The following is a 23,220-nucleotide window of genomic DNA, read 5'->3' on the forward strand; positions in this document are numbered from 1 at the left end:
CTGTTTTTTTTCTTTCAAACTCAGAGCTTAGTTGCCCGAATTCCGTTCGGCCTCAATCTCGCGCCATTTGGCGACATTGCGGTTATGCTCCTGCAGGGTCTCGGCAAAAGCGTGACCACCGGTGCCATCCGCGACAAAGAAAATGTAATTCGTGCTGTCTGGGGTAACCGCCGCTTGCAGGCTGGCCTGACCGGGGTTGGCAATCGGAGTCGGCGGCAGACCATCGATCTGATAGGTGTTCCACGGCGTCGGGCGGTTCAACTCGCTGCGCCGCAATCCCCGGCCCAACGTGCCCTGCCCCTTGGTGACGCCATAAATAACGGTCGGGTCTGTTTGCAGCCGCATACCCTGGTTCAGACGGTTCACAAACACGCTCGCCACCTGACCACGTTCTTCCGGGACACCGGTTTCTTTCTCGATGATCGACGCAAGGATCAGCATTTCCTCGGGGCTTTGCAGCGGCAGACCATCCTGACGGCTTTCCCAAGCTGCATTGATGCGCAACTGCTGAGTTTCCTGCATCGCCTGAAGGATTTCGTTCCGGTCCTGCCCGGCGACGACATCATAGCTGTCCGGCGCCAGCGATCCTTCGGCGGGAATTTCTGTCACCTCACCGCTCAGCGCTTCAAACCCCTTCAGCGCCTCAACCACCTGCCACGAGGTCACGCCCTCGGCCAGCGACACACGATAGCGGGTATCCGCTTCGTTGCGCTTCTCCGTATAGGCTTCGGGCGTTTCGTCTTCTGCGGCATCGAATGACGCGATCTCGTCGAAGTCCAGCGTCGCCGGGTTCAACTCGCGTACACGGGTCTGGGCACGGGTCACGCCGATCCGATACTCAATCTCGGACCCGCAGGTGCTGGCCCCGCTGCTGGTGATTTCGTCAATGATCTGCTCCATCGACGCGCCTTCGCGCACCAGAAAGCTGCCCGCCTTCAACTGCTGCGCCCGGTCGGTGTAATCCGCAGCCATCCGAAAGATCGTGGCGCTGGTGATCGCGCCCTGATCCTCTAGATCGCGGCTGACGCGGGTCATGTTCGACCCGCTTGCCACTTGCAGGCAAATCGCGGTGTCCAGCGGGCCTTCGGCCTTGTACTGGGATTGGCCCCAAAGGATCAGACCGCCCATCAGGAACAGGCCGACCACCAGAATGGTCAGCGCGTTCGATGCCAGGGCACGCAACATTTAACTGACCTTTCCGAAGATCACGCTGGCATTGGTTCCGCCAAACCCGAACGAGTTCGACAGGGCCACGTTAATCTCACGCTCGCGCTTGGTATTCGGGGCCAGATCGATCGGCGTTTCAACCGCCGGATTGTCCAGATTGATCGTCGGCGGTGCAACCTGATCGCGGATCGCCAGGATCGAGAAGATCGCCTCAATCGCACCCGCAGCCCCAAGCAGGTGACCGGTGGCCGACTTAGTCGAGGTCATCGTGGCGCTGCTGGCATGATCGCCCAGCAGACGCTCCACTGCGCCCAGCTCAATCGTATCCGCCATGGTCGAGGTACCGTGGGCGTTGATATAGTCCAGATCCTTCGGCTCCAGCCCGGCACTGCGCAGCGCGGCCTTCATCGAACGTTCGGCCCCGTCTCCATCCTCGGACGGTGCGGTGATGTGATAGGCGTCACCGGACATGCCATAGCCCAGAACCTCGGCATAAATCTTCGCACCGCGCGCCTTGGCGTGCTCATAGTCCTCCAGGACCACAATGCCTGCGCCTTCGCCCATGACAAAACCGTCACGATCAACGTCATAGGGACGGCTGGCTTTCTTCGGATCATCGGCATATTTGGTCGACAGCGCCTTGCACGCGTTGAATCCTGCAATCCCAATCTCGCAGATGCAGCCTTCGCCGCCACCGGCGATCATCACATCCGCGTCGCCCGACCGGATGATCCGGCTGGCATCGCCAATGGCGTGGGCACCGGTCGAACAGGCCGTCACCACCGAATGGTTGGGCCCCTTGAAACCGAACCGGATCGAAACCTGACCAGACGCCAGGTTGATCAGCGCGCCGGGAATAAAGAACGGCGATACGCGGCGTGGGCCTTTGTCGCGGATCAGGTTTGCAGTTTCCGCAATCGATCCCAGGCCACCAATGCCCGACCCGATCAGAACGCCGGTCCGCAGACGATCCTCTTCATCCTCGGGCGTCCAGCCCGCATCCTTGCACGCCATCTCGGCCGCCGCGATGGAATACAGGATAAAGTCCTCGATCTTGCGCTGCTCTTTCGGCGGCATCCAGTCGTCGGGGTTGAACGTCCCGTTGGTTCCGTCCCCGCGTGGCACTTCGCAGGCATAGGTCGTGGTGACCCCGCTTGCCTCGGCATCGAACAGTGTGATCGGGCCAGCGCCGGACTCTCCGTCCAGCAGACGTGACCAGGTTTCTTCGACCCCGCTGGCCAAAGGAGTGACCAATCCCAGACCGGTTACGACGACTCTGCGCATGAAGTGCCTCTTGCCTGCTTCCTGTTATGAGAACCGCTCATACCCCGCCCCGGGGTACGGGGGCAAGAGCAAGGGCGCATTCCTTACCGACATCATATTGCCAATTCCGGTCACATCTTGCCGGGCAGCCGGGTTTCGCCACCCCGCTGGAACAAAAAAAACCGCCCTCTCCCGGATGTGGAAAAGGGCGGAACAGATTTCCCGGCCAGTCCTATTGGAACTGCGCTACCGGTTCATGGGCAGCCGTCGCAACCTCAAGCGCCTCTGACAGATCCAGCGTTTTGCGGAACAATGCGCGCGCGAACATCGCACCCGAAATGTTGGGAATATAGGCCAGCCGCGAAATATCATCGGCCGAACGCACCACGCCGTTGGCAACGATAGGCGTGCGCGAATGCTGCGCCAGGCCGGAAATCAGCCCAAGCTGGGCTTCGACATCTTCCATGTCGCTGTCAATATCCGTCACCACGATGGCCGCAAAAGGCGTGCCTTCGAACGCGTCGATAAATGCCTCGGGTGTAAAGGCGCTCTGGCTGCGCCAACCTTCGGTCATCACGTAGCCCTGCCAGACATCCACAGCCAACACGATCTGATCGGGGTACAGCTTGGCCAGTTCCTTCACCAGTTGCGGATCACGCGCCGCCAATGTCCCGATCACAATACGGCCCGCGCCTTTGTCGATCCAATGCTCGACATGTTCGCGGCTGCGCATACCGCCGCCCAGCTGTACCGGGATTTCAGCGCTGCGGATGATCTCTTCGACCAGCCCCGCGTTGGTGTCGCGCCCTTCGATCGCGTCGAAATCGGTCAGATGCATCCATTCAGCACCGACGGCAGCCCAGCTGCGCGCTGTTTCAACCGGGTCCACATGCCAGATCATTGCATCGTCCAGGCGACCCTTGTCCAGGGTGACGCACCGCCCGTTCTGCAATTCCATCGTGGGGTAAATCCGCATGAGCATTCTCCTCCGCTCAATCGTTCTGGAAATCCAGAATAGCATACATGCGATGGATCGGCCCAATTTACCGGGATCGGCAAAGTCTGGTCAATTTGCGGCATAAGTTGCCTTCGGCGGAGTTACGCCCGCGCCGGTGGTCCGTTGCGACGCAGCAAGTGGACCGGAGTGCCCTTGTACTCGGCCTCGCGCGTCAGCACATAGCCCAGCTTTTTCGCCAGTTTCTGCGAGGTCGCGTTGCCGGCATTCACCATGGCAACCAACGGCCCCGGCATGATCCGGTCGAACCAGTCATGGGCGGCCTGCGCGGCCTCATACCCCAGTCCCTGCCCTTGGGCTTCGGTGGCGAGGACCCAACCGGCTTCGGGGAAAGCGTCGAACTCTTCACCCATCCCGCGATCGGCGTAGAAGAACCCGGCCTGACCTATCAATTTGCGATTCGATTGTTGCAGAACGCCCCACTGCCCGAACCCAGCCATCTGCCAGTGGCCCGCATTGCGCAGGAACGAATCCCAGGCTTCACCGCGCGAACGGGGCTGGCCGCCGATATGCTGAACCACGCAAGGGTCGCGCCAGATTTCGGCAAAGCGCTCAAAATCCTCGGGCCGCATCGCACACAGCGTCAGCCGTGCCGTATTGATCATCGGTGTGGATCTTATCATCGCCTGCCCACTTGGAATAACGCCTCAGTGGAAACAGTGCTAAGCGAACAGGCGTCACGCAAGCCTGAAAATCGGGCCGACAATAAAAAACGGCGCCCCCGTTGCCCGGAAGCGCCGCTTTTGATCAGAAATGAAACGCTTAGGACGCTTCGCTGATGAATTTGACCGCGTCGCCGAAGGTCTGGATGGTCTCGGCTGCGTCATCAGGAATTTCGATGCCGAACTCTTCTTCGAAGGCCATGACCAGTTCGACGGTGTCCAGGCTGTCTGCGCCCAGATCGTCGATGAAGGAGGCGTTTTCCGCAACCTTGTCTTCTTCAACACCCAGGTGCTCAACAACGATCTTTTTAACGCGATCTGCGACGTCGCTCATGTCTATTCCTCATTCCTATTCAGGGCGGTTTGCCCGGTTCTGCCCTTGCCCGCACGGGTTGGCTTTGATTTGCCCGTTCCGGGCGGTTTGGGTCCCGGCTCACCGGGAAAGTAGAAGGCCGACCTGAACGACCGGCCCCTGCATAGATGCGCCGCCTATAACATAGTCCGCGCACAAGGCAAACGCTTTCGCGCCTGTCCTGTTATGCGCTCACAACATGGCCATACCGCCATTCACATGCAAGGTGCTTCCGGTAACATAGCCCGCTTCGGGGCTGGCAAGATACAGAACGGCGGCCGCAATTTCCTCGGGGTCGCCCATACGACCCGCCGGAACCTTGAGCAACAGACCCTTTTTCTGTTCCTCGGTCAGCTTCTCGGTCATGGCCGTGGTAATGAAACCCGGAGCCACAGCGTTCACGGTGATGCCGCGCGTGGCAACTTCGTGGGCCAAAGCCTTGGAAAAGCCGATCATTCCGGCTTTCGAGGCCGCATAGTTCGCCTGCCCCGGATTGCCGATCGCAGCCACCACGGACGAGACATTCACGATCCGACCCCAACGCGCCTTCATCATGCCCCGGATCACGCCTTTGCACAGTTTCATGGTCGAGGTCATGTTCACGTCAATGACGCTCTGCCATTCTTCATCGGACATGCGCATGAACAGATTGTCACGCGTGATGCCGGCGTTGTTGACCAGAATGTCGACTGATCCCATCGCCTCGGCTGCCTGTTTCGGTAGTGCCTCGACGGCCTCTGTGTCACTCAGGTTGCAGGGCAGCACATGCGCCCGCTCTCCCAGTTCATCGGCCAAAGCCTGCAGTGGCTCAACCCGCGTACCCGAAAGGCCCACATTGGCACCAGCGCCATGCAGAGCGCGGGCAATATCGCCCCCGATCCCGCCCGAAGCGCCAGTAACCAGCGCATTCTTACCCGTCAAATCAAACATACTGTTTCCCTCGTGAGGCGCCTCGAACGGCGCGTTCTATGCTTACGACTCGGCCGCGACGGCCTTTAGGACATCTTCTGGCGTTCCAACCGCTTTGCCAGCGATGGCCCGGTCAATCTTGCGGATCATGCCGGACAGGGCTTTGCCCGCGCCAATCTCCCATGTCTCGGTCACGCCCTGCGCCGCCATGTACTGCACGCTTTCGCGCCACCGAACCGAGCCCGTCACCTGCTCGACCAGCAACTGCCGGATCAGGTCCGGGTCGCTCACGGCCTCGGCGCGCACATTGGCGACGACCGGAACCGTCGGGGCCTTGATTTCGACTGCGGCCAAGGCGTCTGCCATTACATCTGCAGCAGGCTGCATCAGCGCACAGTGAAATGGAGCACTTACCGGCAACAAAATCGCCCGCTTTGCGCCTTTTTCCTTGGCAATCTCGGCAGCGCGTTCCACGGCTGCCTTGGCGCCGGATACGACAACCTGCGTTGGATCGTTGTCATTTGCCGCCTGACACACCTCGCCCTGCGCGGCTTCTTCAGCGACGGCGCGCACCGCTTCAAGGTCCAGACCAAGAACAGCGGCCATTGCACCTTCACCCACCGGAACCGCGCTTTGCATCGCCTGACCGCGCTTGCGCAACAGGCGGGCGGTATCGGCCACCGACAAAGCACCCGCCGCCGCCAGTGCGGAATATTCACCCAGCGAATGCCCGGCCACATAGGCCGCATCAGTTACAGACACACCTTCGGCCTCCAGCGCACGCATCGCCGCCATAGAAGTGGCCATCAGCGCGGGCTGCGCGTTCTGAGTCAGCGTCAGTTCTTCGATCTCGCCGTCCCAGATCAGGCTGCTTAGCTTTTCGCTCAGCGCCTCGTCGACCTCATCAAAAACGGCTTGGGCCGCCGGGTAGGCCTCGGCCAGTGCTTTACCCATTCCGATGGTCTGGGCGCCCTGCCCCGGAAAAACGAACGCGCGTGTCATTGCAACCTCATGGATGACGTTAGGTTGCGGCGGGGTGTAAACTGACATGGGACGCGGCACAAGTAGGGTGCATTGCGGCACCTTGAATGTGCGCAGTCTCGTACTTGTGTCATTGCGCGTGCGCTTTAGGTTGGGGGCAGCCTACCCATACCGGAGCGTTTGTTCGATGCCCTCAAGCAATACCTTTTCCAGCTATGGCAGCGTCGCCAAGGCTTTTCACTGGCTGACGGCTTTGCTGATCTTCACGGCCCTGCCACTGGGCTGGTACGCCAACCAGTTGGCCCACGCGATCTATGACCCTAACATCCCGACATCCGAAGAGGATATTGCCAACGCGGCCCGCCTGTTCTCGCTGCACAAGACCGTTGGCGTGACGGTGTTCTTTGTCGCGCTGGCCCGCATTCTGTGGACATTGTCTCAAACCAAACCGGGATTGCTGAACGCTGAAAACAAGCCCGAGGCTTTTGCCGCCGAAACCGTGCATTGGATGCTTTACGCCTCATTGGTTCTGGTACCGCTGACCGGCTGGCTTCACCACGCCGCCGCCGAGGGCTTTGCCCCGATCCTGTGGCCTTTCGGCCAAAACCTGCCGTTTGTTCCAAAATCGCCATACGTGGCCGAGGTGACCGCCGGGCTGCACTGGCTGTTCATCTGGGTTTTGGGCGGGTCGCTGGCTCTGCACATCATGGGTGCCCTGAAACACCACGTTGTCGATAAGGACAGCACCCTGCGTCGTATGCTGCCCGGTCAGGCGGACGCACCCGAACCGCCAGCACAACACCACTCGGCCCTGCCAGCATTCGCTGCCTTGATCGTCTGGTTGGGGGTTCTGGGCTTTGGCTGGACCAACGGCACATTTGATGACCACTCCAAAGCGGCAACCGACACGGCCGAGCTTGAAGACGTGCAATCTGAATGGGAGGTCGAGGATGGCACCTTGTCGATCACCATCTCTCAGCTGGGCAGCCCTGTGACCGGGACCTTTGGCGACTGGACAGCCGCGATTGCCTTCGAAGACCCAGCCGAACCGGGATTGGCAGGCTCGGTTGATGTGACGATTGCCATCGGATCGCTCAGCCTGGGTACAGTGAGCGATCAGGCGATGGGTGCGGATTTCTTTGACAGCGCGCAATTCCCGACCGCCACCTTCAAGGCTGATTTGTTCAAGACCGAAACAGGCTATGAGGCCCGGGGGCCTCTGACGATCCGCGACAAATCCCTGGACGTTGTTCTGCCTTTCGCCCTGGAGCTGCAGGATGATCAGGCAACCATGTCAGGCGAGTTGCAGTTGAACCGGATGGATTTCGACGTTGGCACATCTCAACCGACAGAGGACTCGCTGGGCTTTAACGTCACAGTCTCGGTCGAGTTGACTGCCGAGCGGGACGAAGAGTGACAAAAAAACCGCCGGGTCGTCTGACCCGGCGGTTTCCTGTCGTAACGATCAAGCTTCGCTTATTCGGCTTTCTGCGCTTCAACCGAAATCTGAACCTGTACCTCGTCGCTGACGAACGGGGCGAACTGGCCCAGATCAAACTCGCTACGGGTCAGGGTTGTGGTCGCATTGAAACCGGCCCAGGGCTTGTTGGCCATCGGGTGCTGGTCGACCTTGTTCAGTTTGGCATCCAGAACGACCGACTTGGTCACACCGTTCATGGTCAGATCGCCGGTAATATTGGCCGTGTCGTCTCCTGTAACTTCGATCCCGGTCGAGGTGAAGGTGATCAGATCGCCTTCGGACGCACCAAAGAAGTCCTCGGTCATAAAGTGATCTTCACGCGCTTCCCAGCCGGTGAACATCGACATCACAGGCATCGAGACGGACACGCTGGATGCGGCAGGGTCTTCCTGATCGAACATGATCTCGCCTTCAAAGCCCGAGAACATGCCAGTGGTTGTCGAGAATCCCAGGTGGTCATAGCTGAAAATGACTTGGCTGTGGCTTGGATCCAGAACGTATTTCTCGGCGCTGGCGAAGGCAGTGGTCGCCGTCATGGCCAGGGCAGCAGCAAGCAGGGTGGATTTCATAACAGTCTCCGCTTTTTTGTGAATGCAAACCGTTTGGGTTGCTCAAAACAAAAATGTGCCGCCCAAGGGCGGCACACAAGTATTTTTGATTCACAAACTCTGTTCCTTTTTGAACAGAATAAAACTCAGGCGAAAATTGTTACGCTTTGGCTCAGTTGGCCCTTCAGCGCTCGGCTGACATCCGCCGATTGCAACGGCAGTTTCATCAGCAGGCTGCCGTCGACGTCATACAATTGGACTTCATCATCCTCGAAACGGGCACCGCCAAGGCTTTCATAGCTGCGACGCAGAACCGTCTGGGGACGGCCGTTCTCATTCTTTTGCAAAATGCGGACTTCACGGCGGATCGGGTCGAAATAGGCATCCGGGCGTGAATCCATCACTTCGATGGTCAACAGGCTGACACCGACGATCAGGAACAGCATCGACGCGACCATCTTGATCGGCCAGACCTCGGCCCCGATCACCGACCCCGGCATCAGCCACATCGAAAAGGCCGACACGATCAGGAAGGCTCCGACGATGCGGGCCAGAACGATCCGGGCTTTCCAGTTCACTTTGAATGCAATCTTGACCGGCACGGAATGTTCAAAGCCCGCGCCCTGCGCCTGCTTGCCAAGTGTGTTCGTGTTCGTCGCGGTCATAACATCATCACCCTGTATAAGGTTACCGTCTTAGATTTGGCTGTCCGGATGTGTTCCGGCTTGCTTAACAACTTTGAGCCGAAAAGCGTCAGGAATTGGGCGCAGCAAAGGAAATTGGACGACTTCACCATGGCAGTCCCGGCAGGCCTTGCCCCGGACGGGGAAACGTGTATACGGGGCCATCCTTCGCACGACACATGAATCGCGCAGCCTCTCGTGGCAGGGTCGCGAAGGATCACAATGGCCCCGCCTATGAAATGCGCCTTGATATAAACAGGAGTGAACATGCCACTGTATGAGCATGTAATGATCGCGCGTCAGGACCTGTCCAACGCGCAGGCCGAAGGCCTGATCGAACACTTTGGCACCGTGCTGGCCGACAACGGCGGCAACCTCGTGGATAGCGAGTACTGGGGTGTCAAGACGATGGCCTACAAGATCAACAAGAACCGCAAAGGCCACTATGCCTTCCTGAAGACCGATGCCCCCTCGGGTGCGGTTCAGGAAATGGAACGCCTGATGCGCCTGCATGACGACGTCATGCGCGTTCTGACCATCAAGGTCGACGGTCACGAAGACGGCCCGTCGGTTCAGATGCAGAAGCGTGACGAACGTGGCGACCGCCGCGAGCGTCGTTGATCAACGCCTGAGAAAAGGACACTAAACCATGGCCGCAAAACCATTTTTCCGCCGCCGCAAGGTCTGCCCGTTCTCGGGTGAGAACGCGCCGAAGATCGACTATAAAGACACCCGTCTGCTGCAGCGCTACATCTCTGAGCGTGGCAAGATCGTTCCTTCGCGCATCACCGCCGTTTCGGCGAAAAAGCAGCGTGAACTGGCCCGTGCTATCAAGCGCGCCCGCTTTCTCGCCCTGCTGCCCTACGCCGTGAAGTAAGGAGAGACTGACATGCAAGTTATCCTTCTGGAACGCGTTGCGAAACTGGGTCAGATGGGCGACGTCGTTGACGTCAAGCCCGGCTACGCCCGCAACTTCCTGCTGCCCCAGGGCAAAGCCCTGAGCGCATCGGACGCCAACATCGCGTCGTTCGAAGCCCAGAAAGCGCAGCTGGAAGCACGCAACCTGGAAACCAAGAAAGAAGCTGAAGCCCTGGCTGAAAAGCTGGACGGTCAGCAGTTCATTGTGATTCGCTCGGCATCGGATGCTGGCGCTCTGTACGGCTCGGTCACCCCGCGTGACGCCGCAGATGCCGCAACCGAAGCAGGTTTCACCGTCGACAAGAAACAGGTCATCCTGATCGCTCCGATCAAGGAACTGGGCCTGCACTCGGTCGCCGTTCGCCTGCACCCCGAGGTTGAAGTCGAGATCAAGATGAACGTTGCCCGCTCAGAAGAAGAAGCCGAACTGCAGGCATCGGGCAAATCGATTCAGGAACTGGCCGCTGAAGAAGAAGCTGCCGCTGAATTCGAAATCGCCGAACTGTTCGACGACATCGGCTCGGCCGCTTCGGACGACGACGATCTGGTGGCCGAAGACGCCCCTGCCCAAGAAGACGAAGCAAAAGCCTGATCTGGCCAAGCTGACCTTACAGAAAGGGCCACGCCATCCGCGCGGCCCTTTTTCTTGCCCGAGCCAGCAAAATTCAGCCCAATTTCACAGCTAATCTTGCGGCGTCGACTGCGATCCATATCATCGCGCACCGGAACCTGGAGAATTTAGATGGCAGTTTTCCCCCGCCGCAGCATCATCGCCTTCCTCGCAATGGCCACCCTTGCCGCCTGTAGCGGCGCCGAAGTATCCCGAGGTGACGCGGAACCGTTCGATCCGCCGCTCTACCCCAACGAGACCCCGGAACTGCGCGCGTCGATCAACAAATGGGCAGATCACTACGAGTTGCCGCGTGAGTTGGTGCACAAGCTGGCGATCCGCGAAAGCACGCACAGACCCTGGGCTGTGAACCGCCCTTATTACGGCCTGCTCCAGATCCTGCCTGCCACGGCGCGCTCGATGGGATATAAGGGCAACGCGCAAGGTCTGCTGGACGCTGACACCAATCTTGAGTTTGCGGGAAAATATCTGCGCGGTGCATGGCTGCTTTCCGATGGCGATCAGCAACGCGCCATCTTTTTATATGCAAAAGGGTACTATCCCGAAGCCAAGGCACGCGGTATGCTGGTTGAGACAGGATTACGACCCGCGCCGTGATCTGGGGCGGTCAATCGGAATGATCTTCTGTTAGCAGTTGCGTTCCGATAGTGACAAAAATGTTCTAATACGTCACCAGCAGCGTCGAAAAGCACAGACATTTCGCACGTCGCCTTGTCATGTTTTCAAAAGTATGTTGTGCTGGCTGCCGTGAGGTAAGTTGGGTTCCACTCTAAGTTTACTGCCGGTCTGACGACACCATCAGACTTGTGGTATGGGCCGCAGTTGGTAGGCGCCGCATGGAAATTTTCGATCTGAGCACTCTGCCGGATGCAGAAACTCGGTATACCGAGTTTCTTAAGCAGATTTGCGACAAGCATGAAATGGACCATGCCGCCTATGCTGGCATGAATCCTGCGGCTGGTACCGTGGCCGGATTTGTGACCTACGACGACGCCTGGAACGAACACTATCAGAACCAGGGTCTGATCATGATCGACCCCACAATCCACATGGCCCGCCGCAGCATCGCCCCCGTGGATTGGAGCCGTCTTGAACGCAGCCCGGAATTTCAGCGCGTTTTCAGGGACGCCCATGATTTTGGCATTCCGAATCAAGGCGTTACCATTCCTGTCCGTGGACCTTACGGCGATATTGGATTGCTCAGCGCGACCCGAAATTGCAGCAAGGAAGAATGGCGTAAACTGTACACCCATGTCATCAGCGACCTGCAATCGATGGCCGTTCACATTCACGACCATGTCGTGACCTCAGATGAACTGACCGGTGCGCTGTACCACCCTACCCTGTCCACGCGCGAGGCCGAGATCCTGCAATGGGTCGCGGCAGGCAAGTCGCAGCAGGATATCGGCGACATCCTGTCCATCTCGCACCGCACCGTCGAGGTGCATCTGCGATCAAGCCGCGAAAAGCTGAGCGCGTTGACCACGCCGCAAGCCGTCGGCCGGGCCATCGCAATTGGGCTTATTACCCCAGGTTAAACACAAATTTCCCCAAATTCCGTCAAAATACGGGAAACCCCCAATAGAAAAACCCCCTCAAAACGGTAACTTCTAGTTTACCGAACAACCACTCGAAGGGGGAAAAAATGATCATCGTGGTAGATGGGCTGAACAGACACCTGTTCGGCGAAGTTCTCGACGAAATGTTTGAACTGCGCGCACGCGTATTCGGCGGACGTCTTGGATGGGACGTTAATATCGAAGACGGGAAAGAGATCGACGAATTCGATCACCTGGATCCTGCATACGTAATCGGACTCGACGACGGGGGGAATGTCGTCGCAGCCGTGCGTGCCCTGCAGACCACCGGACCTCACATGCTTTCCGATGTCTTCTCGGCCATTCTTGATGGCGAGGCACCGCTGCGCAGCGCGACGATGTGGGAATCCACGCGCTTTTGCGTCGACACGCAGCGTCTCAAACGCGGCAAGGACAAAAACTCGGTGTCTTATGCCACCTGTGAACTGATGATTGGCTCGCTGGAATATGCCAAGAACGCAGGTATCCAGGACATCATCACCGTAATCGATCCGGTTATGGATCGCGTTCTGCAGCGGTCGAACTGTGCGCCTTACGACTATGTCGGCAAAACTGTCCCGATGGGCAAAGTATCTGCACTGGCCGCGCTGTTGGATTGCACCGATGAACGCATTCAGGGCGTCCGCGACTTCGCTGGCATCGAAGGCGACGTCTTCCTGGACGAGGAAGAGGCTCTGGCCCTGTTCAACTCGAAGAAAGCTGTTGAGCCCAATCCGGCCAACCGCGATCACAAACCGCTCACTGACCTCGAAAAATACTTTGTCGAACAGATGAGCGCAGCGCGCACCGAAGCGGAACGGCAAGATGTTCTGAAGCTGATCGAAGCGCTGACCGACACCTTCACACCAGAGCAGAAGACCGCTCTGCTACAGACCCCCCGTGCTTTTGCTCATGAGGCCTGACCCCCTCACCTCATAGTACAAAGCCACCCATGCGGAGTCGCCAATTTCAGGCGGCTCCGCTTTACTTTTGGCCCCCGAAAAGGGGGGAAGAGGATTATTCCTCTTCCAGTGCCTCAACGGCTTTTTGCAGGTCGTCCTTGCTGACTTCTTTGTCTGCAACGGTGGCCAGTTCGAAAACGTAGTCGACAACCTTGTCTTCAAAGATCGGCGCGCGCAGTTGCTGCTGCATCTGGGCGTTTTGCTGCACGAACTCAAAGAACTGGCGTTCCTGACCCGGGTACTGACGCGCCTGGTTCATGATCGCCTGAGTCATCTCGGCATCGGTCACTTCAACTTCAGCCTTCTGGCCCAGCTCGGCCAGCAGCAGGCCCAGACGCACGCGGCGCTCGGCCAGTTTGTTGTGCTCGTCGGTGGGTTCGATCTCATCGTGATCGTGGCCTTCGACCTCGGGGTTTTCCTCGTGCCACAGCTGGTGGGCGATCTGCTTGGCCTCAGCCTCTACCAGCGACGGCGGCAGGTCAAAGGACACCTTCTCGTCCAGCGCGTCCAGCAGGGCGCGCTTCATCACAGCGCGTGACGCACCAGCGTATTCGGCCTCCAGACGCTCGGAAATCTGACCTTTCAGAGCCTCCAGATCCTCGGCGCCGAATTTCTTGGCCAGCTCATCATTGACCTCAGCGGCAACCGGTTCGTTCACCTCTTTGACGGTGCAGGTGAAAACAGCGTCTTTACCGGCCAGATGCTCGGCACCGTATTCTTCGGGGAAGGTGACGTTGACGTCTTTTTCTTCCTCGGCTTTCACACCAACCAGCTGCTCTTCAAAGCCGGGGATGAAGCTGTTCGAGCCCAGCACCAGCGGGTAGTCTTCCGCCGAGCCGCCTTCGAACTCTTCGCCGTCAACCTTGCCGACGAAATCGAACACGATCTGGTCACCGTCCTTGGCTTTCGAACCCTTGCGGCGCGCTTTGAAATCCTGTGCAGTTTCGGCCAGGTTGTTCAGCGCCTCTTCCACGGCTGCGTCATCGGCTTTGACAACCAGCTTCTCCAGTTCGACCGATTTCAGGTCAACCTCGGGGATTTCCGGCAGCGCTTCGTAGGACATTGCGACCTCGACGTCGTCGCCTTCTTTCCAGTCCTCATTGGTCATCTTGACCTCGGGCTGCAGCGCAGGGCGGTCGCCGCTGTCTTCAAAGTGCTTGTTCATCGCACCGTCGATGGTTTCCTGCATCGCTTCGCCCAGCAGGCGCTGGCCAAATTGCTTCTTCAGCAGCGCCATCGGCACCTTGCCTTTGCGGAAGCCCTTCATCTCAACTTCGGGCTGCGCCTCGGTCAGCTTCTCGTTGACCTTGTCGTCCAGCTCGGCTGCTGTGACGGTGATGTTGTAGCCGCGTTTCAGACCTTCGTTCAGCGTCTCGGTAACCTGCATTATGGTAGTCCCCATAGGATTCGGGGCGCGCAAAACGGCGCGCCGGGCAAATTTGACGCCTTCTATTTGCCCAGCCGCCCGCGTGCAAGGGGGCAAAGGCCGGATCACCCCGGATTTACCGCTTCTCAGTATAAAAAACGCCCCGGATTGGACCGGGGCATTTGTTCAGGAAATCGTCCGGGTTATCAGAACCGCCAGCGCGCGCCCAGAACCCAGGCCTCGTTGTTGTCGAACGAGGTGCCGTCGTCAAAGTCGTGGTTGCGGTATTTCAGGTAGGCATCGGTGTTGATTGCGTCGATCTTCTGCACCACCGCGATGCCCCACGCCTTGGTGCTGGACCCGTCCGAGTCAAAATCCGAACCGTCAAAATAGTCGATCCCGACGCCGGTTTTGCCCCATGGCACCCAGTTCCCTTCATAGGCGATTTTGCCGTACCAGTAATTGGGATCGGACGCGCCATCCGCGTCGTCGTCGCGCGTACCTGCTGCAACGGTAAAGCTGAACCCGCTGGGCAACAGAACCGAGGCCGAGCCGATCGTGTCTTTGCGCTCACCCGAGTTATCGTCGCGGTCGCGCACGGCATAGGCCAGACCGGCCGCAAATTCGACCCCGCCCGCAAAGGTGTTTTCGTAGGACAGGCCAATGTCGTAGTAGTCGTCGTCATCGCTGCTGGACAGGATGTTCTGACCATAGGCGATCCCGGCAGAAAACCCGTTGACGGTCGGCGTGTCATAACGAATGCGACCCCGGCGCGAACCGTCCAGGTTGCTGCTGGAGTCGCCAACGGTGATATCGCTCAGCATGCCGTCAGTTCCGCGGTAGAAGAAGCCCGCGTTCTCGTCGTTGGTGAACGAATAAAGCGCTGTGCCGACATAGGACAAATCCACTTCGGCTGCACCATCGGACACCATGCTGCCCTGCCCGGCCGAGAATTTACCCCAATCGCCCTTCAATGCGAAATCGACATGGCGCAGATCTTCGCGCGTCCAGCCATCGCCATTGGTGCCGAACTGATCCGCCGAGGCTGATCCGGGCAGACCCAGGCCGGTTTCAAAGCGAAAGGTAAACTCGTTGCTGCCAAAGGGCTGCAGCAAGCGCAGGCCAACGCGGCTGTTCGACAGATCGTTGTCCAAAAGCCGGGTCTCGGTCTCTTCGCCATCGTCGACCGAAATAATGGCCGGGTTCAGCTGGCCATAAAGCTCGACATAGCCGCCGCTATTGTTTTCATATTTCAATTCAGCCGCAGCCGGAATTGCCGTTGATGCGGCAAGGACTGCAACAACCGATGTGGATTTAAAGTTCAGGGTCATTTCACTCACCATGAAAAATTCAGGTTTCAGGTACTGCTCAGATGTTTACGGAACGTGAGCGTTCCAGTGCGCCGCAATCGGTCCCGCGCGAGCATTGCTTTTTCGCAACAGCAGAAACTCGCAAAATTTGATATTTGTTAATGTTTATAAAGGCTTGAACATTCACACACTAGATCTCGCCAAGCACCACAAGTGAATTGTGACGCCGAGCCATGCGTCTGGCAAACACTCGCTATGCATCTGCGCCGGTCTTGACGGCGGATTTCCGCCGAGACGCGCCCCGCTGAGCCATTCCCCGCCCAATATACTTATATATTTAATTGCCTAAATACGTATGGAAGCTGCTCGGGCAGATCTTCTGCGATCAGCCCAGGGCCGAAATGGCGCGCGCATTCGACGTGCAGCCAGGCCGCGCTCTCGGCGGCCTGCATGGCTGAAACCCCTCGTGCCATCAGCCCTGTGATGAACCCGGCCAGCACATCCCCCGACCCGGCCGTCGCCAACCACGGGGCGGAACGGTCGTAGTGCGCCGCGTTGATCGAGCACTGGCCATTTGGATCGGCAATCACCGTGTCCGGCCCTTTGAACAGAACAACACACCCGGCTCGTTTCGCGGCCTCGCGCGTGGCATCCACCTTGGAATAAGCCGGGCCTTTCAAGGGCACCGCAGTTAGTTTCTCAGAAATATCCGGGAAAAGCCGCGCAAACTCTCCGCCATGTGGGGTCAGCACGCAGTTTGCGTGCAGCAGTCCGAACAGCGCGTCTGGGTCGTTCGCAAAGGCCGTCAGCGCATCGGCATCCAGAACCGTCGCTCGCCGCACTGCCAACGCAACCGGCACCAATTGCAGCGCACGCTTCACTCCCAGCCCCGGGCCAAGGCAAACAGTATTCAGCCGCTCATCCTGCAACACCTCGGCCAACCCATCCGCACCCTCAACGCGCTGCAACATGATGGCCGTCACCTGCGCCGCAACCTCTATCTGGGCCGAGGGCGGCACCCCAATCGTCACCAACCCGGCACCGATCCGTAAGGCCCCCCGCGCCGCCAACCGCGCCGCGCCCGTTTTACCGGCACCACCCGATAGGATAAGGGCGTGACCGTACCCATATTTGTGCGCGGAACTGCTCTTGCTGATACGCGATGAAACGCCCTCGATCGTTTTCAGGAACGGCCCTTCGGCGTACCTGTCCCACCCGTCGTCCAATCCAATCGACGTCGTAGCAAGCGTGCCAGTATGCCGTGGACCACCACAAAGCACGTGACCACGCTTGGCCCGATGGAATGAGACCGTCAAATCGGCATCCAGCTGAGCCCCAAGTAGTTTGCCGCTATCCGAACACAGGCCCGAGGGCACATCGACCGCGACAATTCTGCCGCCGCGCGCCTCCCTGAACGCCCTTACAGACTGAAAGGCCTGGGCCAACTTGCCTTCGACAGGCCGCGCAAGCCCGGTTCCAAAAACCGCGTCAATGATCAGGTCCACTGCCGCCATGTCGTCAAAAACGTCGCGAACAGAAAGGTCTTGAACAGCTCCGATTTGCATCCACCGCTCATAATTCACGCGCGCATCGGGCGGCAGCTTCTCTGGATCGCCATATAGAAAAACCTCAACCTCCCAACCCAACTCCCGCAACAACCGCGCCACGACAAACCCGTCGCCCCCGTTGTTCCCCGGTCCACACAGCACAACGGCGCGCAAGGGATCCCCTTCATCTGGCCCCAAATATCCCGGGGAGCTCGAGGGGCTGGCCCCTTGATCCCTCAACTCTGGCCACTCCTCGAAAATCGCGTCGACAACGCCCTGCCCCGCGCGCTCCATCAGCTCCAGACCCGCCACCTGACCGGACTCAATCGCCGCCCGCTCGATCGCCCGCATCTGCGCCGCTGTCAGCAATTGTGCCATCCGAAACCCCTTCGCGATTCAATTCTGATTGCTTTTTGTGCAAAGTGACTAAAATTTCACCTCGCGCCAAATTTCGCCCCGCCCTAAGGCCCACATTTTCGCAATCACATTGCTGAGCGATCTTAGACGTGATCACTGCGGGTCTGACAACCATGCGAGGTGAGCCGGGATGAAAAAGATCGAAGCGATCATCAAGCCGTTCAAACTGGACGAAGTGAAAGAGGCATTGCAGGACGTTGGCGTCCAGGGCCTCAGCGTGATCGAAGTCAAAGGCTTTGGCCGCCAAAAGGGTCACACGGAACTCTACCGGGGTGCCGAATATGTGGTCGATTTTCTGCCCAAGGTGAAGGTCGAAGTGGTTCTGGACGACGATCAGGTCGATGCCGCCATCGAGGCTATCGTCTCGGCCGCCAAGACCGACAAGATCGGCGACGGCAAGATCTTTGTCTCACCCGTTGAACAAGCCATCCGCATCCGCACCGGCGAGACCGGCTCGGAAGCGCTGTAACCCATTACCGAATTCTCAAACCAGAGGAACAATAGAATGAGCAAGGACGCAGTTCTTCAGCTGATCAAAGACGAAGGCGCCGATTACGTCGACGTCCGTTTCACCGACCCGCGCGGCAAGCTTCAGCACGTGACCCTGATGGCTGATCAGGTTGACGAAGACTTCTTGGAAGAAGGCTTCATGTTCGACGGTTCGTCGATTGCGGGCTGGAAGTCGATCGAAGCATCGGACATGAAACTGATGGTCGACACCGACAGCGCCTATGTCGATCCGTTCTATGCAGAAAAAACCATCTGCGTGCACTGCTCGGTCGTCGAGCCCGACACCGGCGAAGCCTATGAGCGTGACCCGCGCGGCACCGCCCAAAAAGCCGAGGCCTACCTGAAAGCGTCCGGCATCGGCGACGCGGCTTTCTTCGGCCCCGAAGCTGAATTCTTCCTGTTTGACGATGTTCGTTTCTCGAACACTATCAACAAGGTATCCTACGAAGTTGATGCCACCGACGCGTCGTGGAACACCGACACCGAATACGAGATGGGCAACATGGGCCATCGTCCGGGCGTCAAGGGTGGCTACTTCCCGGTTAACCCGATCGACGAATCTCAGGACCTGCGTTCGGAAATGCTCAGCACCATGAAGCGCCTGGGCATGAAGGTCGACAAGCACCACCACGAGGTTGCCTCGTGCCAGCACGAGCTGGGCCTGATCTTTGACAGCCTGACCAAACAGGCGGATGAGCTGCAGAAGTACAAATACGTCATCCACAACGTCGCGCACGCCTACGGCAAATCGGCGACCTTCATGCCGAAGCCCATCGCAGGCGACAACGGCACCGGCATGCACGTGAACATGTCGATCTGGAAAGACGGCAAGCCGCTGTTTGCAGGCGACAAATATGCCGACCTGTCGGACGAGGCCTTGTGGTTCATCGGCGGTGTTCTGAAACACGCCAAGACCCTGAACGCCTTCACCAACCCCTCGACCAACAGCTACAAGCGTCTGATCCCGGGCTTTGAAGCTCCTGTTCTGCGCGCTTACTCGGCCCGTAACCGTTCGGGTTGTGTCCGTATTCCGTGGACCGAAAGCCCGAAAGCCAAGCGCGTCGAGGCCCGTTTCCCCGATCCGGCCGCAAACCCCTATCTGGCGTTTGCTGCGCTGCTGATGGCTGGTCTGGACGGCATCAAGAACAAGATCGATCCGGGCGAAGCCATGGACAAGAACCTGTACGATCTGCCCGCCGAGGAACTGGCCGACATCCCGACCGTCTGCGGCAGCTTGCGTGAGGCTCTGGAAGCTCTGGCCGCCGATCACGACTTCCTGCTGCAGGGCGACGTGTTCACCAAAGACCAGATCGACGGCTACATCGCGCTGAAGATGGAAGAGGTCGAAACCTACGAGCATACCCCGCACCCGGTTGAGTACGGCATGTACTACAGCTGCTGATCCGGAACAGGGTTACATCTGCAAGGGCGTCCAAACGGGCGCCCTTGTTTCGTTTGGCATGATCTTTCACACTCGGACGCAAACTGGTCAGGAGAGAGCGCATGTCATCCGATACCCCGTTTGCACAATTCTCGGACATCGTAACCTCGGTCGAAGATCTGGAACGCATCACCGGCGCGCCTCTGCCCCAGATCATCGCCAAGGAATTGTCCGCACTGGATCAGATGTGCCGCGACTTCATCGACAAATCCACCTTCTGCCTGATCGCTTCGGCCAACCCGGATGGGTATCTGGACATCTCACCGCGCGGCGACCCTGAGGGGTTTGTTCAAGTGGTCTCGGACACCCTGATCGCCATCCCGGATCGCCCCGGCAACAAGCGGGTGGACACGTTTCACAACGTTCTGAAAGACCCGCGCGTCAGTGTGATTTTCTTTGTTCCCGGCAAAATGGAAACTCTGCGCATTCGCGGCACGGCGCGAATATGCGCTGACCCCGACCTGCTAAGCGGTATGGCCGTGAACGGGCGGGTGCCGAAACTTGTCCTGCTGATCCATGTCGAAACTGCCTTTGCCCACTGCCCCAAATGCGTCATCCGTGGGAACCTGTGGCAACCCGATCACTGGCCCGATGCCTCGCAACTGCCGAACATGAACGCGATGATGGTCAAACACGCGAAAATCGACAAAACGCCCGAGGAATGGTTCGAAAGCCTGAAAGCCACGGACGAACTGGACCTGTATTAACCGACTTGCCATTTCGCCCTTGGCATTTACGCTTTCACAACCACAGCCAATCGGAGTGCCCCTATGCTGCGCGCGCTTTTTCTGTCGCTTGCCCTGACCAACCCGACCGTCGGACTAACCGCGCCCTGCGGGAATACCAGCGCGGGGTTCGAGGCCTGGAAAGCGGACTTTGCCAAACAGGCGCGCCGGGCCGGAGTGAAAAGGAAGGGCTTGCAAGCGCTGGCTCAGACGCAATACGCCACCCGCACCATTGCGGCCGACCGAAACCAGAAGAGTTTCAAATACTCGCTGGATAAATTCATGCGTGTGCGCGGCGCGGATACAATTGTTGCGCAGGGGCGCAAACGCAAAGCCAGAAACCCGGATTTCTACGCCGCATTGGAACGCCAATACGGCGTGCCATCCGGAATTCTGCTGGCCATCCACGGTATGGAAACCGGCTTTGGCAGCTTCATGGGCGACAGTCAGGTTGTTTCCGCAATCACAACATTAGCCTATGATTGCCGCAGATCGGATTTCTTTATCCCCCATGCCATTGGGGCGCTTAAACTGGTCGATCAGGGCAGCATCACCATGGCGACAAAAGGGGCAAAACATGGCGAACTGGGCCATACGCAATTCCTGCCCGGCAACGCCCTGGAATACGGTGTCGATGCCACCGGCGACCGACGTGTGGACTTTTACAACCTGACGGATGCAATGGCCTCGACCGCGAATTTCCTTCGCAAAAAAGGATGGAAACCGGGGCGTGGGTATCAGCCGGGACAGCCGAATTTCGCAGTCATTCAACAATGGAATGCGGCATCGGTCTATCAGCAATCCATCGCCATCATGGCCGCGCGAATCGATGGTTAGGCCCGACACTCCGTCACCACGCCCTACACGCAATTCGGCCACAAAATTGCCATAGTGGCCACCAAAACGCCTTGGATTCAGGGTTTCCAAAGCGTAATCAATCCTCGGAAATTTCGATTTTTTTCCATTTTGGTCAAATTCTGTCCAAAAACCGTTGATAGTTTGTCGGCTTAGACAATAAGCGGCAAAGGAACATTCCAGTGGCTCGGAAGCACAGCTACCATGGCGGCCTGCAATTCGATGGCGACACAGACGGCGCGATCGAGCGGTTTGGCACAATTGTCGCCACGACGCTTGAGGATTACGGCCATTTGGTCGAACGCAAAGCGCTGTTGTCACGGACTGAGGCAAGCGTTGTCTCAAGCCAGTATATGGTGCGCCTGACGCTGGATACCGAAGCGGCGGATACCGACACACGTTACGAACGTATGGATCGCGCGGCTGGCCTGCGGACGCTCGCCCGGCCCGTTGTGTCCAACCCTCAGAACCGGTTGGTCCTGACGGTTACTCCGGTGTCGCCGCTGCTGGACGATCTCGAGATCTCGGAACTTATGCTGGTCGTCATTCTGTATCGCATGGTCGATATCTGCTCGACCCGGCGGGTGGAATGGCTGTCACCGCACACGGTATTGACCGTCGAACAGTTCATGAGCGCCTTTGACACGCTGGCCCCCAGCAAACCCAGAAACCGAAAACAGATCTTTCAATCTGTGACCGGTCAGTTTGCAGGTCTGGACATCCCAGAACCGCAAGATCCTATCGAAGCAGCCAAACCTGCGGCCCGTCCGATCCAGCTGTCAGACGAACAACTGCTCAGCATCGCGTTTCGCACGGACGAACCCCAAACCCCAACAGAAACCCCGCCCAGCGATCCCGCTGAGGAAGACGAGCGGCCAAGCGACATTCTGCGGCTCAGCAGCTGGTGCATGACAGGCGTGATCGCCAGTGTCTCCACCCCGATTGCGCTGTCCATGGCGGCGGTTAACCTGATCCGGGGTGAGGATTTCAGACTGAACACTCAGGTTCTGGTCTTCACCTTTGCCATTGTCGCCCTGAATGCCAGCAACGCCTTTGCCGACGTTGCCACCGCTTTGGGCATGTAACCGAATTACAAGAACCCTCCTTGGAGGCCCCGCCGTTAGGCGGGGTTTTCCATTTCTGCCAGGCTGTGCGCGGCCAGAACATAGGTGTGGATCGAGAAAACGACCGCGCCAGTCTTGGGCAGACGCATCAAAGTCTGACGCTCGCTCCGCAGGTATGAGGTGGTCCCCGCTTTTGGTTTTTCCCGCGGTTCGCTGGCACTGCGGGGTTGAAAAAGCTCCGGGTCCTCGTACCACAGCGCATTGAAGCGCCAAAGCGGGCGATCAGGTTGAATCCCATCGAACAATCGCTGCACGCGCCGGGCGATATTGTCGTCGTAGCTGGCGACCGGCACATGAATATCCATCAGCGGGCGCATGAATTTCTCACTCAAACGCCAACTGGCCGGAAAACACAGGATCGCGCCTGTCAGAACATGCTGATCGGCTTGCTTTTGCAGGATACAGAAATCCTCTTGAACCAGATGGCACAGCGTATCCAGTGGCTGGGTCCTGTCGATGTCAACCGACACGCCGTCAGGCCGCAGCACGCTGTCCGTAGCATCAGGATAGACCTGCGCCAGAACCAGTTCCAAAAGCTCTTGCGCCGCAGGTTCGGCACCTTGGTCCAGTGCCAGCACCTGATCGCGCCGTTCTTTCAACAGGGTCGCCCGATGGATCATCTGCGCGGCAAAGGCGTCATCCTGATGCAGCCACGCATCCTGCGACGCAGGCTGCACACCGGGCAGCGCACGGGCTTTGCGCGGATCATACGGGATTTTTTCCTGCAAAATGATAGTCATGAGACCCAGCTACCACCGAATCCATGCAATGTCGGTC

Annotated in this window: 25 protein-coding genes; 12 read left to right on the plus strand and 13 right to left on the minus strand. The window is 58.5% G+C overall.

Features of this window, described 5'->3' with window-relative positions; genetic code table 11:
- Positions 1–27 precede the first annotated feature (27 nt).
- The 7 genes from mltG to fabD form a co-directional block, all read right to left on the minus strand.
- Positions 28–1,185: an endolytic transglycosylase MltG gene (gene mltG, locus ACR0KX_RS09430; protein WP_170449881.1), complete on the minus strand. Its 1,158-nt coding sequence runs from the start codon at positions 1,183–1,185 to the stop codon at positions 28–30.
- Positions 1,186–2,451 (minus strand): beta-ketoacyl-ACP synthase II, encoded by a 1,266-nt coding sequence (fabF, locus tag ACR0KX_RS09435; protein WP_170449879.1) that lies wholly within the window; start codon positions 2,449–2,451, stop codon positions 1,186–1,188.
- Positions 2,452–2,662: 211 nt separating this feature from the next.
- Positions 2,663–3,406 (minus strand): 1-(5-phosphoribosyl)-5-[(5-phosphoribosylamino)methylideneamino] imidazole-4-carboxamide isomerase, encoded by a 744-nt coding sequence (locus ACR0KX_RS09440; RefSeq protein ID WP_170449877.1) that lies wholly within the window; start codon positions 3,404–3,406, stop codon positions 2,663–2,665.
- A 122-nt stretch (positions 3,407–3,528) separates the two neighbouring features.
- Complete coding sequence (locus tag ACR0KX_RS09445; RefSeq protein ID WP_170449876.1) at positions 3,529–4,068, minus strand: GNAT family N-acetyltransferase; 540 nt, start codon at positions 4,066–4,068, stop codon at positions 3,529–3,531.
- Positions 4,069–4,207: 139 nt separating this feature from the next.
- Positions 4,208–4,441, minus strand: a complete 234-nt coding sequence (locus tag ACR0KX_RS09450; protein WP_008756330.1) for an acyl carrier protein — start codon at positions 4,439–4,441, stop codon at positions 4,208–4,210.
- A 210-nt stretch (positions 4,442–4,651) separates the two neighbouring features.
- Entirely contained in the window at positions 4,652–5,389 is a 738-nt protein-coding gene (gene fabG / locus ACR0KX_RS09455) for a 3-oxoacyl-[acyl-carrier-protein] reductase (protein ID WP_170449874.1), read from the minus strand.
- A 42-nt stretch (positions 5,390–5,431) separates the two neighbouring features.
- Positions 5,432–6,370: an ACP S-malonyltransferase gene (fabD, locus tag ACR0KX_RS09460; RefSeq protein ID WP_170621994.1), complete on the minus strand. Its 939-nt coding sequence runs from the start codon at positions 6,368–6,370 to the stop codon at positions 5,432–5,434.
- A gap of 166 nt (positions 6,371–6,536) precedes the next feature.
- Here fabD and ACR0KX_RS09465 point away from each other — a divergent pair, with 166 nt between their 5' ends.
- Entirely contained in the window at positions 6,537–7,766 is a 1,230-nt protein-coding gene (locus ACR0KX_RS09465; protein WP_170621995.1) for a cytochrome b/b6 domain-containing protein, read from the plus strand.
- A gap of 59 nt (positions 7,767–7,825) precedes the next feature.
- On the opposite strand, the gene ACR0KX_RS09470 is transcribed toward ACR0KX_RS09465, so the two are convergent.
- Both ACR0KX_RS09470 and ACR0KX_RS09475 read right to left on the minus strand, forming a co-directional pair.
- On the minus strand, positions 7,826–8,398 hold the full coding sequence (locus ACR0KX_RS09470; RefSeq protein WP_170449867.1) for a YceI family protein: 573 nt from the start codon (positions 8,396–8,398) through the stop codon (positions 7,826–7,828).
- 125 nt (positions 8,399–8,523) lie between these two features.
- A complete protein-coding gene (locus ACR0KX_RS09475; RefSeq protein ID WP_170449865.1) occupies positions 8,524–9,042 on the minus strand; it encodes a hypothetical protein in 519 nt (172 codons plus the stop codon).
- Positions 9,043–9,327: 285 nt separating this feature from the next.
- Here ACR0KX_RS09475 and rpsF point away from each other — a divergent pair, with 285 nt between their 5' ends.
- The 6 genes from rpsF to ACR0KX_RS09505 all read left to right on the plus strand — a co-directional run bounded on the left by rpsF (position 9,328) and on the right by ACR0KX_RS09505 (position 13,109).
- Positions 9,328–9,681, plus strand: a complete 354-nt coding sequence (gene rpsF / locus ACR0KX_RS09480; protein WP_170449863.1) for a 30S ribosomal protein S6 — start codon at positions 9,328–9,330, stop codon at positions 9,679–9,681.
- Between the two features lie 28 nt (positions 9,682–9,709).
- The gene (gene rpsR / locus ACR0KX_RS09485) at positions 9,710–9,937 is read left to right on the plus strand and encodes a 30S ribosomal protein S18 (RefSeq protein ID WP_005608650.1); all 228 of its coding nucleotides are present in this window, start codon (positions 9,710–9,712) and stop codon (positions 9,935–9,937) included.
- A gap of 12 nt (positions 9,938–9,949) precedes the next feature.
- A complete protein-coding gene (gene rplI / locus ACR0KX_RS09490) occupies positions 9,950–10,570 on the plus strand; it encodes a 50S ribosomal protein L9 (RefSeq protein ID WP_170449861.1) in 621 nt (206 codons plus the stop codon).
- A 150-nt stretch (positions 10,571–10,720) separates the two neighbouring features.
- Positions 10,721–11,206 carry a lytic transglycosylase domain-containing protein gene (locus ACR0KX_RS09495; protein ID WP_170449859.1) on the plus strand — a complete coding sequence of 162 codons (486 nt, stop codon included), beginning with the start codon at positions 10,721–10,723 and terminating at the stop codon, positions 11,204–11,206.
- Between the two features lie 239 nt (positions 11,207–11,445).
- Positions 11,446–12,147: a LuxR family transcriptional regulator gene (locus ACR0KX_RS09500; RefSeq protein ID WP_170449857.1), complete on the plus strand. Its 702-nt coding sequence runs from the start codon at positions 11,446–11,448 to the stop codon at positions 12,145–12,147.
- A 107-nt stretch (positions 12,148–12,254) separates the two neighbouring features.
- Positions 12,255–13,109, plus strand: a complete 855-nt coding sequence (locus ACR0KX_RS09505; RefSeq protein WP_170449855.1) for an acyl-homoserine-lactone synthase — start codon at positions 12,255–12,257, stop codon at positions 13,107–13,109.
- Between the two features lie 94 nt (positions 13,110–13,203).
- Here the strand turns inward: ACR0KX_RS09505 and tig are convergent, their stop codons facing one another.
- From tig to ACR0KX_RS09520, 3 genes are all read right to left on the minus strand, one after another.
- Positions 13,204–14,535, minus strand: a complete 1,332-nt coding sequence (tig, locus tag ACR0KX_RS09510; protein ID WP_170621996.1) for a trigger factor — start codon at positions 14,533–14,535, stop codon at positions 13,204–13,206.
- A 185-nt stretch (positions 14,536–14,720) separates the two neighbouring features.
- Positions 14,721–15,845 (minus strand): porin, encoded by a 1,125-nt coding sequence (locus ACR0KX_RS09515; protein ID WP_170449853.1) that lies wholly within the window; start codon positions 15,843–15,845, stop codon positions 14,721–14,723.
- 308 nt (positions 15,846–16,153) lie between these two features.
- Positions 16,154–17,749 (minus strand): NAD(P)H-hydrate dehydratase, encoded by a 1,596-nt coding sequence (locus ACR0KX_RS09520; RefSeq protein WP_170621997.1) that lies wholly within the window; start codon positions 17,747–17,749, stop codon positions 16,154–16,156.
- 169 nt (positions 17,750–17,918) lie between these two features.
- Here ACR0KX_RS09520 and ACR0KX_RS09525 point away from each other — a divergent pair, with 169 nt between their 5' ends.
- The 5 genes from ACR0KX_RS09525 (at position 17,919) to ACR0KX_RS09545 (ending at position 22,404) form a co-directional block, all read left to right on the plus strand.
- Positions 17,919–18,257, plus strand: coding sequence for a P-II family nitrogen regulator (locus ACR0KX_RS09525; RefSeq protein ID WP_170325301.1), 339 nt, complete (start codon positions 17,919–17,921; stop codon positions 18,255–18,257).
- A gap of 36 nt (positions 18,258–18,293) precedes the next feature.
- Complete coding sequence (glnA, locus tag ACR0KX_RS09530) at positions 18,294–19,700, plus strand: type I glutamate--ammonia ligase (protein WP_170449848.1); 1,407 nt, start codon at positions 18,294–18,296, stop codon at positions 19,698–19,700.
- A 101-nt stretch (positions 19,701–19,801) separates the two neighbouring features.
- The gene (locus ACR0KX_RS09535) at positions 19,802–20,446 is read left to right on the plus strand and encodes an MSMEG_1061 family FMN-dependent PPOX-type flavoprotein (RefSeq protein WP_170449846.1); all 645 of its coding nucleotides are present in this window, start codon (positions 19,802–19,804) and stop codon (positions 20,444–20,446) included.
- 63 nt (positions 20,447–20,509) lie between these two features.
- Positions 20,510–21,301 carry a lytic murein transglycosylase gene (locus ACR0KX_RS09540; RefSeq protein WP_170621998.1) on the plus strand — a complete coding sequence of 264 codons (792 nt, stop codon included), beginning with the start codon at positions 20,510–20,512 and terminating at the stop codon, positions 21,299–21,301.
- 200 nt (positions 21,302–21,501) lie between these two features.
- Positions 21,502–22,404 (plus strand): hypothetical protein, encoded by a 903-nt coding sequence (locus ACR0KX_RS09545; RefSeq protein WP_480708358.1) that lies wholly within the window; start codon positions 21,502–21,504, stop codon positions 22,402–22,404.
- Positions 22,405–22,439: 35 nt separating this feature from the next.
- Here the strand turns inward: ACR0KX_RS09545 and ACR0KX_RS09550 are convergent, their stop codons facing one another.
- A complete protein-coding gene (locus tag ACR0KX_RS09550; protein ID WP_170519442.1) occupies positions 22,440–23,183 on the minus strand; it encodes a heme-dependent oxidative N-demethylase family protein in 744 nt (247 codons plus the stop codon).
- Between the last annotated feature and the right edge of the window lie 37 nt (positions 23,184–23,220).

Source organism: Ruegeria sp. BG5 (assembly GCF_056538425.1).

What these genes read in the sequence shown, in the direction of transcription:
- mltG (WP_170449881.1), bottom strand. Translation starts at nt 1,185, where the DNA reads ATGTTGCGTGCCCTGGCATCGAACGCGCTGACCATTCTGGTGGTCGGC.
- fabF (WP_170449879.1), bottom strand. Translation starts at nt 2,451, where the DNA reads ATGCGCAGAGTCGTCGTAACCGGTCTGGGATTGGTCACTCCTTTGGCC.
- ACR0KX_RS09440 (WP_170449877.1), bottom strand. Translation starts at nt 3,406, where the DNA reads ATGCGGATTTACCCCACGATGGAATTGCAGAACGGGCGGTGCGTCACC.
- ACR0KX_RS09445 (WP_170449876.1), bottom strand. Translation starts at nt 4,068, where the DNA reads ATGATAAGATCCACACCGATGATCAATACGGCACGGCTGACGCTGTGT.
- ACR0KX_RS09450 (WP_008756330.1), bottom strand. Translation starts at nt 4,441, where the DNA reads ATGAGCGACGTCGCAGATCGCGTTAAAAAGATCGTTGTTGAGCACCTG.
- fabG (WP_170449874.1), bottom strand. Translation starts at nt 5,389, where the DNA reads ATGTTTGATTTGACGGGTAAGAATGCGCTGGTTACTGGCGCTTCGGGC.
- fabD (WP_170621994.1), bottom strand. Translation starts at nt 6,370, where the DNA reads ATGACACGCGCGTTCGTTTTTCCGGGGCAGGGCGCCCAGACCATCGGA.
- ACR0KX_RS09465 (WP_170621995.1), top strand. Translation starts at nt 6,537, where the DNA reads ATGCCCTCAAGCAATACCTTTTCCAGCTATGGCAGCGTCGCCAAGGCT.
- ACR0KX_RS09470 (WP_170449867.1), bottom strand. Translation starts at nt 8,398, where the DNA reads ATGAAATCCACCCTGCTTGCTGCTGCCCTGGCCATGACGGCGACCACT.
- ACR0KX_RS09475 (WP_170449865.1), bottom strand. Translation starts at nt 9,042, where the DNA reads ATGACCGCGACGAACACGAACACACTTGGCAAGCAGGCGCAGGGCGCG.
- rpsF (WP_170449863.1), top strand. Translation starts at nt 9,328, where the DNA reads ATGCCACTGTATGAGCATGTAATGATCGCGCGTCAGGACCTGTCCAAC.
- rpsR (WP_005608650.1), top strand. Translation starts at nt 9,710, where the DNA reads ATGGCCGCAAAACCATTTTTCCGCCGCCGCAAGGTCTGCCCGTTCTCG.
- rplI (WP_170449861.1), top strand. Translation starts at nt 9,950, where the DNA reads ATGCAAGTTATCCTTCTGGAACGCGTTGCGAAACTGGGTCAGATGGGC.
- ACR0KX_RS09495 (WP_170449859.1), top strand. Translation starts at nt 10,721, where the DNA reads ATGGCAGTTTTCCCCCGCCGCAGCATCATCGCCTTCCTCGCAATGGCC.
- ACR0KX_RS09500 (WP_170449857.1), top strand. Translation starts at nt 11,446, where the DNA reads ATGGAAATTTTCGATCTGAGCACTCTGCCGGATGCAGAAACTCGGTAT.
- ACR0KX_RS09505 (WP_170449855.1), top strand. Translation starts at nt 12,255, where the DNA reads ATGATCATCGTGGTAGATGGGCTGAACAGACACCTGTTCGGCGAAGTT.
- tig (WP_170621996.1), bottom strand. Translation starts at nt 14,535, where the DNA reads ATGCAGGTTACCGAGACGCTGAACGAAGGTCTGAAACGCGGCTACAAC.
- ACR0KX_RS09515 (WP_170449853.1), bottom strand. Translation starts at nt 15,845, where the DNA reads ATGACCCTGAACTTTAAATCCACATCGGTTGTTGCAGTCCTTGCCGCA.
- ACR0KX_RS09520 (WP_170621997.1), bottom strand. Translation starts at nt 17,749, where the DNA reads ATGGCACAATTGCTGACAGCGGCGCAGATGCGGGCGATCGAGCGGGCG.
- ACR0KX_RS09525 (WP_170325301.1), top strand. Translation starts at nt 17,919, where the DNA reads ATGAAAAAGATCGAAGCGATCATCAAGCCGTTCAAACTGGACGAAGTG.
- glnA (WP_170449848.1), top strand. Translation starts at nt 18,294, where the DNA reads ATGAGCAAGGACGCAGTTCTTCAGCTGATCAAAGACGAAGGCGCCGAT.
- ACR0KX_RS09535 (WP_170449846.1), top strand. Translation starts at nt 19,802, where the DNA reads ATGTCATCCGATACCCCGTTTGCACAATTCTCGGACATCGTAACCTCG.
- ACR0KX_RS09540 (WP_170621998.1), top strand. Translation starts at nt 20,510, where the DNA reads ATGCTGCGCGCGCTTTTTCTGTCGCTTGCCCTGACCAACCCGACCGTC.
- ACR0KX_RS09550 (WP_170519442.1), bottom strand. Translation starts at nt 23,183, where the DNA reads ATGACTATCATTTTGCAGGAAAAAATCCCGTATGATCCGCGCAAAGCC.